Origin of the sequence: Geitlerinema sp. PCC 7407, from assembly GCF_000317045.1 — a bacterium.
Lineage (GTDB): Bacteria > Cyanobacteriota > Cyanobacteriia > PCC-7407 > PCC-7407 > PCC-7407.
The window spans coordinates 2854320-2865756 of sequence record NC_019703.1 but is presented as its reverse complement, the minus strand read 5'-3'; the positions used below and the strand labels follow the sequence as shown (position 1 = coordinate 2865756).

At 60.6% G+C, this 11437-nt stretch carries 15 protein-coding genes and 1 riboswitch; of the genes, 10 read left to right on the top strand and 5 right to left on the bottom strand.

Annotated features, from left to right (window positions below; all coding sequences use genetic code 11):
* Positions 1–87: 87 nt before the first annotated feature.
* From GEI7407_RS11625 to GEI7407_RS11615, 3 genes are all read left to right on the top strand, one after another.
* Positions 88–777 (top strand): TIGR00266 family protein, encoded by a 690-nt coding sequence (locus GEI7407_RS11625; protein WP_015172375.1) that lies wholly within the window; start codon positions 88–90, stop codon positions 775–777.
* Positions 778–837: 60 nt separating this feature from the next.
* On the top strand, positions 838–1392 hold the full coding sequence (locus tag GEI7407_RS11620) for a zinc ribbon domain-containing protein (RefSeq protein WP_015172374.1): 555 nt from the start codon (positions 838–840) through the stop codon (positions 1390–1392).
* A gap of 83 nt (positions 1393–1475) precedes the next feature.
* Positions 1476–2096, top strand: coding sequence for a chorismate lyase (locus tag GEI7407_RS11615; RefSeq protein ID WP_041268416.1), 621 nt, complete (start codon positions 1476–1478; stop codon positions 2094–2096).
* A 107-nt stretch (positions 2097–2203) separates the two neighbouring features.
* Here GEI7407_RS11615 and GEI7407_RS21385 read toward each other — a convergent pair whose 3' ends face one another.
* Positions 2204–2359, bottom strand: coding sequence for a hypothetical protein (locus GEI7407_RS21385; RefSeq protein ID WP_190274133.1), 156 nt, complete (start codon positions 2357–2359; stop codon positions 2204–2206).
* 241 nt (positions 2360–2600) lie between these two features.
* Between GEI7407_RS21385 and GEI7407_RS11610 the strand changes: the two genes are divergently transcribed.
* The 6 genes from GEI7407_RS11610 to hypB all read left to right on the top strand — a co-directional run bounded on the left by GEI7407_RS11610 (position 2601) and on the right by hypB (position 7416).
* On the top strand, positions 2601–3113 hold the full coding sequence (locus tag GEI7407_RS11610; RefSeq protein WP_015172371.1) for an RNA methyltransferase: 513 nt from the start codon (positions 2601–2603) through the stop codon (positions 3111–3113).
* Between the two features lie 101 nt (positions 3114–3214).
* Entirely contained in the window at positions 3215–4003 is a 789-nt protein-coding gene (locus GEI7407_RS11605; RefSeq protein WP_015172370.1) for an S-adenosyl-l-methionine hydroxide adenosyltransferase family protein, read from the top strand.
* 25 nt (positions 4004–4028) lie between these two features.
* Positions 4029–4685 (top strand): DUF2301 domain-containing membrane protein, encoded by a 657-nt coding sequence (locus GEI7407_RS11600; RefSeq protein ID WP_150109784.1) that lies wholly within the window; start codon positions 4029–4031, stop codon positions 4683–4685.
* A gap of 223 nt (positions 4686–4908) precedes the next feature.
* Positions 4909–5039, top strand: a riboswitch (guanidine-I (ykkC/yxkD leader).
* Positions 5040–5135: 96 nt separating this feature from the next.
* A complete protein-coding gene (gene speB / locus GEI7407_RS11595) occupies positions 5136–6329 on the top strand; it encodes an agmatinase (RefSeq protein ID WP_041268990.1) in 1194 nt (397 codons plus the stop codon).
* A 3-nt stretch (positions 6330–6332) separates the two neighbouring features.
* On the top strand, positions 6333–6719 hold the full coding sequence (gene hypA, locus GEI7407_RS11590; protein ID WP_041268414.1) for a hydrogenase maturation nickel metallochaperone HypA: 387 nt from the start codon (positions 6333–6335) through the stop codon (positions 6717–6719).
* On the top strand, positions 6703–7416 hold the full coding sequence (gene hypB, locus GEI7407_RS11585; protein WP_015172366.1) for a hydrogenase nickel incorporation protein HypB: 714 nt from the start codon (positions 6703–6705) through the stop codon (positions 7414–7416). Before hypA ends, hypB begins: the two co-directional genes overlap by 17 nt.
* A gap of 94 nt (positions 7417–7510) precedes the next feature.
* Here the strand turns inward: hypB and GEI7407_RS11580 are convergent, their stop codons facing one another.
* On the bottom strand, positions 7511–7696 hold the full coding sequence (locus GEI7407_RS11580; RefSeq protein WP_015172365.1) for a hypothetical protein: 186 nt from the start codon (positions 7694–7696) through the stop codon (positions 7511–7513).
* A 161-nt stretch (positions 7697–7857) separates the two neighbouring features.
* A complete protein-coding gene (locus tag GEI7407_RS11575) occupies positions 7858–8103 on the bottom strand; it encodes a hypothetical protein (RefSeq protein ID WP_015172364.1) in 246 nt (81 codons plus the stop codon).
* A 367-nt stretch (positions 8104–8470) separates the two neighbouring features.
* Here GEI7407_RS11575 and GEI7407_RS11570 point away from each other — a divergent pair, with 367 nt between their 5' ends.
* Positions 8471–8908, top strand: a complete 438-nt coding sequence (locus GEI7407_RS11570; protein ID WP_015172363.1) for a peroxiredoxin — start codon at positions 8471–8473, stop codon at positions 8906–8908.
* Here GEI7407_RS11570 and GEI7407_RS11565 read toward each other — a convergent pair.
* Positions 8905–10332, bottom strand: a complete 1428-nt coding sequence (locus GEI7407_RS11565) for a YdiU family protein (protein WP_015172362.1) — start codon at positions 10330–10332, stop codon at positions 8905–8907. The genes GEI7407_RS11570 and GEI7407_RS11565 overlap by 4 nt on opposite strands.
* 36 nt (positions 10333–10368) lie before the next feature.
* Entirely contained in the window at positions 10369–11418 is a 1050-nt protein-coding gene (locus GEI7407_RS19590) for a bifunctional 2-polyprenyl-6-hydroxyphenol methylase/3-demethylubiquinol 3-O-methyltransferase UbiG (RefSeq protein WP_015172361.1), read from the bottom strand.
* Between the last annotated feature and the right edge of the window lie 19 nt (positions 11419–11437).

The window sequence follows — 11437 nt, the reverse complement described above, 5'->3', positions numbered from 1 at the left end:
GCTTGAAGCTTAAATAAAGCTGTTTGTGGAACTCGCGCTCTCAAACGTGGATCTAGAACAGTAGTTAGTTCAGAAAATTTGAGAACTATGCGCTACGAAATTCACGGCACCGTCATGCAAACCGTGGACATCTATCTACAGGCGGGAGAATCCGTCTACACCGAGTCCGGTGGGATGGCGTGGATGCGCGGTGACCTAGAAATGAAAACCAACACCAAAGGCGGCCTGATGGCCGGTTTGGGGCGCGCCTTGGCCGGTGAGTCGCTGTTTATGACCACCTATGTCTGCCGCAGCAGCGCTGGGATGGTGGTGTTTGCGCCGGAGGCCCCGGGCAAGATTATGGCGATCGACTTGGCAGCGGGACAGAGCCTGATTTGCCAAAAAGATGCCTTTATGTGCGCAGAGTCCAGCGTCAAGCTAGAGATGCACTTCCGGCGCAAGCTGGGGGCGGGTTTCTTTGGCGGTGAGGGCTTCATCCTGCAAAAGGTGACCGGGCCGGGGACTGTCTTTTTGGAGATTCCGGGCGAGGTGCGCGAATATGACCTGCGGCCCGGGGAGTCGATGCAGGTCGATCCGGGACACTTGGCGGTTTTCGAGCCGACGGTGAGCTACGACATCACGATGGTCAAAGGCCTGCGAAATATCTTCTTGAGCGGCGAAGGGCTGTTTTTGGCCAAGATGACCGGACCGGGCAAGATTTGGCTGCAAAGCTTGCCGCTGACCAACTTGGCAGCGAAGATCGCCCAGCACCTGCCGCCCCAGGGAGGCAGCAGCTAGAGGCCGAAAGGGCGATCGCGCTAAGGTGAAGAAAATCGCCTGACTTGAGGAGGGTGCGAGATGGTGTATATTGTTGGGTTGCCGTCGGGTCAGCAACTGACGCTAGAAAATCACGGCTACCAAACCCTCTTGACCCTCTCTCAGCAGCAGACGGGGCAGCAGCAGAGCCAGCGCAGTAGCTTCATGACCGGGGCGTGGACCGGGCTGCCCCAGGTTTTTCAGACGGTTCACGGGGCGATCGCCCGCTTCGAGACGGCCCAGGGCATCTTCCAGGTGCAGATCGTCGGGTCGGCTATGGCGGCGATCGCCCCCTCTCCGATCGCCGATGCCAAAGAGCTGCCTCTACAGGTGATTTCAGGACCTAATGCCTTGGGAATGCAGCCCATGCAGCCCATGCAGCCCATGCAGCCTTTCGCGCCGATGTCGATGTCCATGGGCAACCTGGAAATGCACCTCAGCCCCCCGCCGCCAGAACCCGATCGGCCCGCCGTCAATCAGCCGAACCCGGAGCGATCGCCTGTGGCGCAGCGCTTTTGTACCCAGTGTGGCGAGCCCGCCGAGAAGGGCGATCGCTTTTGCGGGGCCTGCGGCCATCCCCTGCGATCGCCCACCTAAAGCTTGGGTCAGCGGCTTTCCCGAAGCACTCACTCCCGAGAACGCTATGATGTGAGTAGAGAAGTTAAGTTGTGTAACATATCTTGGCTGCCGCTTTCCCCTCAAAGCAAAGTGCGACGATCCCAGCCGTCTGGCATGCCCTCACGCCAGTGTGGTCCGGTGACGAAGACGTAGTGCGACAGGGATTGCCCCATGAGCAACTCGCCCCTACTTGGCAGCTGCTGCTCTTGGGGGATGGCTCACCGACCCGGCACCTCCAGCTCCTCACCGGAGAACCGACGGAAGTAGACGTGATCGACATGTCCCCAGTGGGCATCGACACAGACCATGCGCCCGAACTGATCAAGATGGTGCCAGGGCCTCGCCTGCGGCGACAGGTCTGGCTGCGGACGGCCTCCGGCCAGCGCTTGGCCTATGCTGCCTCCTGGTGGGAAGCCAGTCACGTAGACGAGTACTTGCAAAACCGATCGCTACCGATCTGGGCCAGTCTGGCGCGGCTGCGGACCGAGCTGTATCGCGACGTCCAGGGTATTCACTACGGCCACTCGCCCGCCCTAGAGCAAGCTTTTGGACAATCAGGGCCATTTTGGGGCCGCCACTACCTGTTTTGGCACCATGGCCAGCCCCTAACGCTGATTTACGAGGTTTTCTCTCCCTATTTGGAGCGCTATCTTGGCCCCGCAAAACTGCCAAAAATGAAATAAGCCTGCAAGGCGCTGAGAGGCTCAGCTTGCAGGCAGGGAGCTAGGAGATCTGGAACAGAGCGCTTGACTCGGTAGTAGAAGCGATCAAGGCTCAATGTCCGAAAGGACTAATGAAGATAGCTTGCTTCTGCTTCTAATTGGCGAATCAGAGACTCATCGCCCCGGGCCCGAGCAACTTCGAGGCGGTGCTCTAGGCGTTTTTGGATGGCGGCGCGGTGAGCTTCGGCAGCTTGCATCACAGCAGCATGACGATTTTTGTTCATCTTGAACATTCTATTCGACCTATTTGTAGTAAAGGACTCACTACCTAAAAAGTAGCATTTTGCTTGAAAAGATTGAGGGACCTCTGGGGTAAAAATTTACCTGGGGGCTGGGTGGCTTTGGGGGTGAAGCAAAGGCCTCGCGGAAAGACGCGGGGCGATCGCCCGCGCGATCGGTGGCGCGCCCAGAGACCTGCGCTTGCAGCAGCTGAAGGGAACGAAAATGGGAGCGAAAGGGGCCGGAATGGAATCGCCGAGTCGACAAAATTATCGCGATTTGCCCCGCCATTCTCTGGTGGTGTGCGGGTCGCTGGTCCACAATCCGGCGAATCTGGGCAGCCTGTGCCGGATGGCAGAGGCGTTTCGCCTGGAGTCGTTGGTGCTCCCGGATTTGGCGGTGGCGGAGGACTGGGCGTTTCGCCATTTGGCGGTGTCGACCCATCGGTGGCAGCCCTTGGCGACCTGTCCCCGCGATCGCCTGGTGCCCTGGCTGGCCGAGCAGCAGCGGCGGGGCTACTGCGCGATCGCCCTGCATCTGTGCCCTGAGGCGGTGCCGCTGCCGCAGTTTGCCTTTCCGCGGCGATCGCTGCTGGTGCTGGGCCAGGAGCTCACGGGTGTGCCGGAGTCGGTGGCGGCGGCCTGCGATCGCGCGCTGGTGATTCCCCAGTGGGGGATGGTGGAGTCGCTGAATGTGAGCGTGGCGGCGGCGATCGCGGCCTATGCCTACACCCAGCAGCACCCCCTAGAGATGCCTTAAACCAGACTGGCAAAAACCTCTGTCTGCCTTCAGAGGGCATCGGGCGCGCCAGAAATCACGATAGAAATAAGGGGAAGAGAGAACTCGCTGCGGCAATGGCTATGACTGCGAACCGCATTCTGACGCTGCTAACGGATTTTGGCCTGACGGATGTCTATGTGGGGGTGATGAAGGGGGCGATCGCCGCCATCAACCGCGACATTCAGGTGATCGACCTGACCCACGACATCGCGCCCCAGGACGTCGCGGCCGCTCGCTTCAATCTAATGAACGCCTACAGCTACTTCCCGGCGGGGACGGTGCACGTCGCAGTGGTCGACCCAGGCGTCGGCAGCCAGCGGCGCGGCGTGGCGGTTGCCTTCGACGGGGGATGGCTCGTGGGGCCGGACAACGGCCTGCTGAGCGGGGTGCTGAGCCAGCGACCGGCGATCGCGGCGGTGGCGCTGACCAACCCAGACTACTGGCGATCGCCCGTGGCCAGCGCCACCTTTCACGGGCGAGACATTTTTGCGCCGGTGGGCGCGCATTTGGCCTCCGGGGTGCCCCTGAGCGCCCTGGGCTGCCCCGTTGACCCGGCGACTCTGAGCGCGCTGGCTCTGGCCCCCTATCACGTCACCGACACTGGCCTCGAGGGCTGCATCCAGCACATCGATCGCTTCGGCAACCTGATAACCAACATCCCCAATGACCAGGTCAAAGATCGCACGTGGGCGATCGCTCTAGGGCGGCTGCGAATTCCGGGGTGCACGACCTACAGCGATATCGAGCTCCAGCAGCCTCTGGCGCTGCCGGGGAGCCACGGCTGGGTCGAAGTTGCCGTCAATGGCGGCGACGCCCACTTTCAGCTGCGCCTCAACTGGGGCGATCGCATCCAAATTGTTTTGCAATGATGGGAGACGAATCATGGACCCAACAATGGCGTCACAACCCCCGCTGAAGGTCTACCAGGGCCAGTTTGGCGATTTTACGATTACCAAGGGCGATCGCCGGGGCGTGCAGATTTACCGAGGGGCGCTGCTGGTGGCGGCTCTCTGTTTTGCCGTGGGCAGCGGCCTGATCTTGGCCCGAGGGCCTGAGCCCTGGGTGCTCCAGAGCCTGACGATTTTGTATGGGGTGTTTTGTGGGGCGCTCGGCGTGAGTCTGTTCACCATTCATATCTATATGGTGGTTCTTCACCGGGCCTTGCAGGGGGCCTGGCTGGTGGGCTGTTTGGTCTCCGGGGCGATCGCCCTGCGCACCTCCGAGCCGCTGCTGCTCTACCTCTACGAGCAGCCCTTGACGCTGCTGGGGGTGGGTTTTGTTTTCGTTGCTCTGACCGGCATTTTCTTCAAAGAAGCCTTTTGCTTCGATCGCCTAGAAACCAAGCTACTCACGCCCCTGGTGCCGCTGCTGCTCTTGGGCCATCTGGTGGGCATTTTGCCGGTGGCCCTGGAGCAGGGCCTGCTGGCGGTTTGGGCGCTGCTGTTTCTGGTGTTTGCCCTGCGCAAGACGGTGCAGGAGATTCCCGCCGACATTGGCGACAAGTCGGTGTTTGACCACCTCAAGGCTCAGAGGGCCATTCCGGGCAGCTAGCGCCTGGGGCCTGCGGGCCGGGTCAGGGGCGATCGCCCCCCAGGTTTTGGTATTGCCCAATACAGTTCATTTTTCGGCTATCTTGCTACTACTGATACAAGCGCACACGAGCAAGCGCCGGTCCGACCAAAGTTTGGAGCTGTTGACCAACAGATTGCCCTTTCCGAGAACATTTTTGGAAAAGCCAATCTTTTTCTCGAAACAGTGCCTCAGGAATCGAAAAACTAAACGCTTCTAGGGTTCCGACAGGGCGTCAGCGCGCTCTGTGGCTGGTCCGAGAGAAGCAGGTCGGTTTTGGCTTCGTCTTCGCGAATCTAGAGGCCGACTACACGGCGGGAAAAAAGCCCGGGAGGAGTTGTGACCCAGGAATGGTTGCAGCTTGCCCGGGCTTTGGTATTTGCGATCGCCTTTTTTCTGCGCCTTGTCCCATTCACCGTATGTCTGGAAACCATGACAGAAGATAATCGCTCCTCCTCGGCTGGCGTTGACCCCGCAGCCACCGAAGCCCAGCAAGCCCTCCAGCGAGAAAACGCGCTTCCCTTCACCGGCTGGCAGCAAGAAGTGTCTCGCGGCCTCGAATTTGGCCTAGAAGCGGCCGACTCCATTCGCGATCGCAGCATCCCGACATTTTCTCGGGGCGAGCTGCCCCACTACGCCGGCATCAACACCTTCCTAAAAGCGCCCTACCTGGAGGACGTGCGCAAGGTCGGCGAGTATGACGTGGCCATCGTGGGCGTGCCCCACGACTCCGGGACCACCTACCGGCCCGGCACCCGCTTTGGTCCCCAGGGCATTCGCCGCATCTCCGCCCTCTACACGCCCTACAACTTCGAGCTGGGGGTGGACCTGCGCGAGCAGATAACTCTGTGCGACGTGGGGGACATCTTCACCATTCCCGCCAACAACGAAAAGTCTTTTGACCAGATTTCTAAAGGGATTGCCCATATTTTCCACTCCGGCGCCTTCCCAATTATTCTCGGCGGCGACCACTCCATCGGCTATCCCACAGTGCGGGGCGTGTGTCGGCACCTCGGCGACAAGAAAGTGGGCATCATTCACTTCGATCGCCACGTCGACACCCAAGAAACCGACCTCGACGAGCGGATGCACACCTGTCCGTGGTTTCACGCCACCAACATCAAAAACGCGCCGCCCCACAACCTGGTGCAGCTGGGAATCGGGGGCTGGCAGGTGCCCCGGCAGGGGGTCAAGGTCTGCCGAGAGCGGGCGACCAATATCCTGACGGTCACCGACATTATGGACATCGGTCTGGATGCGGCGGTGGACTTTGCCCTTGAGCGGGCTCTGGACGGCACCGACTGCGTTTACATCAGCTTCGACATTGACTGCATCGATGCGGGCTTTGTGCCGGGGACGGGCTGGCCCGAGCCCGGCGGCCTGCTCCCTCGCGAGGCTCTCTATCTGCTCAGCCGCATTGTCCGCAAAGCGCCCGTGTGCGGCCTGGAGGTGGTCGAGGTGTCGCCGCCCTACGACGTGAGCGACATTACCTCGCTCATGGCGACCCGCGTCATCTGCGACACCCTCGCCAACTTGGTGGTGTCGGGGCAGCTCCCTCGCAAGGAAAAGCCCGCCTACATTCACCCCGAGGCGCAGCCGGAACTGTTGACTGAGGAGTGGACCTAGACTGTGCACGAAACCGACATGACCAAGGCGCTGCTGATGACCCTCCACGACTGGTGGGAGTCCCAGCCCGATCGCCCCAAGATTGACAAGGTGCATTTGGTGGTGGGCCAGTTTACCTGCGTGGAGCCTGCGAGTCTCCAGTTCGCCTTCGAGGTGCAGACGCGGGGAACGTTTTTGGCCGGGTCTGAACTGGTGATTCGCGAAACGCCCCTCATCGCCTTCTGCCACACCTGTCAGAGCGAATACGCGCCCCAAATTGGCTTGCAGTATGCTTGCCCCACCTGCCAAAGCCCGATGGATGACATTCGCTCTGGGCGCGAGCTCAAGATCGATCGCATTGAGTACCAGCTTGAACCGGAGGAGGCCGCTAGTCATGCATCAAACCTTTGACGCTGCTCTTGAGATGAATTTGCTCCACGCCAACCAGGCGGGGGCCGATCACAATCGCGCTCATTTCGATGGCTGGGGCATCACCTGCTTGAACCTAATGAGCAGTCCCGGCGCGGGCAAAACGGCTCTGCTGGAGCGGACGCTGGCGGCGCTCCAGGGGGAGATGGCGATCGCCGTCATCGAGGGAGACATGACCACCGAGCTAGACGCCGAGCGACTGCGCCGCTACGGCGTACCGGTGATCGCCATCAACACCGGCCGCTCCTGCCACCTGGACGCCAAAATGGTCGCGGGCGGTCTGCATCAGCTCGAGCACGCCCACGATCCGCGCCAGTTTGACCTCGTGCTGGTGGAAAATGTCGGCAACCTCGTGTGTCCGGCGGAATTCGAGGTGGGAGAGCACGCCAAGGTGGCGCTGCTGAGCGTCACGGAGGGGGAAGACAAGCCCCTGAAGTACCCGGTGATGTTCCAGGAGGCGGACTGCCTGCTGATCACCAAGATGGACCTGGCGCCCCACCTGGAGGTTGACCTGGATTTACTCATCGGCAACGTGCGCCAGATGAATCCCCACGTGACCATCGTGCCGGTGTCGGCGAAGACGGGGGAAGGCCTAGAAGCTTGGCTGGAGTGGGTGCGTGCTGAGGTGGCTCGTCCCAAAGCGGCGGCTGAGGCGCCTGCGGGTTTGGGTGCTCGCTAAGCTGCGCAGCAAATCGGAAAAACCAAAAACCCAAAAGCCTCGGGCTACCCCGAGGCTTTTGGGTTTGGTCAAGCAATGGCTGAGCAGAAATCCTCTAGCCTTCGAACTGGGAGCCCTGATCTTCGGGCTGCTTCGGCAAGAATCGGGCCTCAGAAATCTCAATCATACGATCGACGGACGTTTCTTCGAGAAACTTTCGCGCGGCTTGGGCGTATTCAAGGTGGGGGCACTTGTCCCCCAAAATGCAGCCATTCACGCAGGTTTCAGCACAGTTATTCACGCTTCTGCTCTCCCAGGATCTGTTTCCCTCGCAAGGGATGGACACAATTTCATCCCGATCATTTTAGCGACTGGAGCGGAGCGCGATAGCGACGGGATGGAGAGAGGCGATCGCCCCTGTAGGAGACTCGATCGCCCAGAACCAGCGTGAAACCGGGCCTCTTAGGCGATCGCAAAATCCCGCTCGTGCAGCACGACTTCCCCATGATCGGGGACCCAGGCCAGCCAGTGCTCGTCGTTTTGCTGGCACAGCAGCAGCGCCTCGTCGAAGCTGTAGGGATTGGGCCGTTGGTACAGCTTCACCCAGGTAGACGGTTGCGGCAGCTGAGCGGTGCGGCCTAGGGGCTTGTTGAGCCAGCAGAAGGGACCGACCGTTGTGGTTGCAGTTTCAAGCGTCGTGAGTGCCATGGATGACTTTGCCTCTGAACAGTTCTAACGTGAGCGATCGCTCAGGGAAATGAGCGTGGACGAGATTCGGAACCCCAGCCCAGTCAGCGATAGCGCTGCTGACCTGGCACCTGAGCTGACATCTGAATGAAGAGGGGACAGCTCTTTTTAAAGGTGCAAAAAATTTCTGTATCAAGAAATACAGTTTTTCTTTATTCTAAACAAGCAGTTGTCTCAAAACTTGATAGATCCCAAATTTCCCTCTGAAGGTAGGGAAGCCTGAGGGGTCAAAAACCGGCGATCGCGTCCTTGAGGAGGATATTCGGGGTCAGTGTTAAGATTGATTGCGAATATCGACGTATCGCAACATCTTACGGAGGCCATTGTCATGGCATTGACCACTGGAACCCCCGCGCCGAGCTTCACTGTCAAAGACACCAACGGCAACACCGTTTCGCTCTCTGACTTCCAAGGCAAAACCGTGGTGCTGTACTTCTATCCCAAAGACGATACCCCTGGCTGCACCAAAGAAGCTTGCAGCTTCCGCGACTCCTACACGGCTTATCAAGGCAAGGACATCGTGGTCCTAGGCGTCAGCATGGATGATGAGGCGTCCCACCAGCGCTTTACCGAGAAATTCAGCCTGCCCTTCCCGCTGCTGGCGGACGTCAAGGGCGAACTGACCAAGGCCTACGACGTGGATGGCGGCAGCTACTCCAAGCGCGTAACCTACGTCATCGACGGCAACGGCACCATCAGCCACGTCTACGACTCCGTCAAGACCGACACCCACGCCAGCGACATCTTGGCTGATCTGGGCGTCTAGGTCCGGATTCGCTCAAGGAGCTCATAAAACGGGAGCCAGTTGTCCTCAGTGGCAATGGGCTCCCACACCGCTTCAATTGCAGGCCGCACAGGCACTGTTGCCGGATTGGCCTGCTGAAGCTGGTCCTTTACGCTGTCCATCGCTTCGAGGGGCAGCGTTTCTAGTGCTTGCTGGTAAAGCTCCTGCCATTGCTCGAGGCAGTGCTGCTGGGCGTCGTTGAGCGGGTCCTGGAAGCGGGGCCAGGGGCGATCGCCTGCTCGCCAGGCCGGAGTAAAGGAAGCCGCTAGCCCGCCAAAAAATCCGTGATAGCTGGCCTGGGTCTCCTGCAAAAGCTGGAGCGTTGCCTCAACCAGTTGGGGGGCGATCGCTCCCAGCGCCGCCGGTTTCTCAAAGCCCAGCTTTCGCAGCATCAGGCGCTCGTAGGTTCTCTGGAAATGGTCGAAATATTGCGCGAGGCCTGCCTCCAGATCAGCCGTGGGCAAGACCAAGCCCAGGGGCGCTTGCAGCATTTCCAGATTCCAGCGGCAGGCCAAGGGCTGCTGGCCGTAGCAGTAGCGCCCAAAGTAGTCGAAGTAGGCGGCCGTGAATCGCAGATTGTAGCTGGGAATAAAGGCGTAGGGGCCGTAGTCGAAGCTCTCCCCGGTGATGGTCATGTTGTCGGTGTTGAGGACCGCGTGACAAAAGCCCGCCGCCATCCACTGAGCCGCCAATTCTGCCACCCGCTCCACCAGTTCGCCATAAAAGCGCGCTCCCCCGTCGGCGTCGCCCTGGAGATGGGGGTAGTAGTGCTCGATGACGTGGTCCAGCAGCGTCTGAATCAGGTCTTTGCGCTGGAAGTGGTGTAGCCGCTCGAAGGTGCCAAAACGGATGTGCGATCGCGCCATGCGCACCATGACCGAAGAGCGCGTCGGCGAGGGCTCATCGCCCCGCCAGAGGGCCTCGCCGGTTTCGATCAGGCTCAGACATCGAGACGTTCTCACCCCCATGCGGTGCAGGGCCTCGGCGGCAATCACCTCCCGCACGCCGCCCTTGAGGGTGAGGCGACCGTCGGCGGTCCGGGAATAGGGGGTGGTGCCGGAGCCCTTGGTGCCGAGGTCTTGCAGCTGGCCCTGGCGATCGCGCACCTGACCGTAGAGGAAGCCCCGACCGTCCCCGAGCTCGGGGTTGTACTGGCCAAACTGATAGCCGTGGTAGCGCATCGCCAAAAAAGGCGATCGCCCCTCAAAGCGACCAAACGCCTCCAGAAAATGCTCATCCTGCACCTGATCTGCGCTCAGCCCAAGCTGCTCCAGCAAGTCATCATTGCGAAAGCGTAAAAGATGCTGGGGAAACGAAGCCGCCGCCACCGGGTCGGCATAGTCCTCCCCGAGGGACTCAAAGGCAGGCTCATAGTCCAGGGTCAAAAAGGGGTTCAAAGCGGTCATGGAATCTCTGAAGAAAAGGGCGATGGAGGGGGTGCGCTAGGCTGGCTTGTAGCCAATCACGCTGTAGTCCTGGGCGCTGCGCAGGTACTCATTGAGCACGGCATCGGTTTCTGGGTGGCCGGTCTGAATTGGGACCGGATGGGGGTGAAGCGCAAGTACCTGTACCCGCTCGAGGCCGCTGTACTCCAGGAGAAACTGCGCCAAGAGGCTGGGCAGCGGATTTCGGTGGGTGGGGTCAATGTAAAAGTAATGGCTGGCCGTGACCAAGTTTTGGGGGTTGGGGGTCTCGAAAATGGCGATGCCGCCCGGTTTGAGGACGCGGCGGGTCTCCTGAAACAGGCTCATCAGGGCCGGAAAGGAGAGATGCTCGATCAGGTGAAAGCCGGTGACAATGTCCAGGCTGCGGTCGGGGAGCGATCGCAGATACTCCACGGCAGGCTGCTCGATCACCGTCAGGCCGCGATCGCGGCAGTGCTGCACCATCGCGCGATTGAGATCGAGGCCCCGCCCCTGATATCCCCAATCCCGCAGCAGCTCGAGCCATTCTCCGCGACCGCAGCCCAGATCCAGGGCCGAGCAGCGGCGCGGCTCCCGACCGAGGGCCTCCAGGTGGGGCAGGTACACCGTCAGCCGCTGGCGAATCTCCTCGGGGGCGCCGCGAAAGCGATTTTCGAAGGCGATGTAAAAATCATCGAGATCCAGGTTCTCAGGGGCCTTAGCGGCGGCTGGGGTCTCTGGGGCTGGGGCGGCATCTTGGGCGGGCGATCGCCCTTTGTCTCCCCAATAGGCCATCTCCTGGCGCAGACCCTGCACCTCCTGCCGCAAAAACTGGGTTTCCTGCCAAAGCTGGGCATTGAGCGCTGCGGTTTCCCCGAGCAGCCGCGTCAGGACCAGGGGCGTGGCGACCCGATTGGGCCACAGCCTCGCCGCAACCTTGGCAGACCACCGGTGCAGCCGCCCGCTGGCGTTCCAGGGAAACTGGTCTAGGCGCTGATACCAACGATCGCCATCGTTGGCCGTCTCAGCTAGCTGGGCGATCGCCCGCTGCAGCTCCTGCAAATGCTCTGTTGTATCGCGCATAGCCATAGGGGTCAGTGTGCTGGCG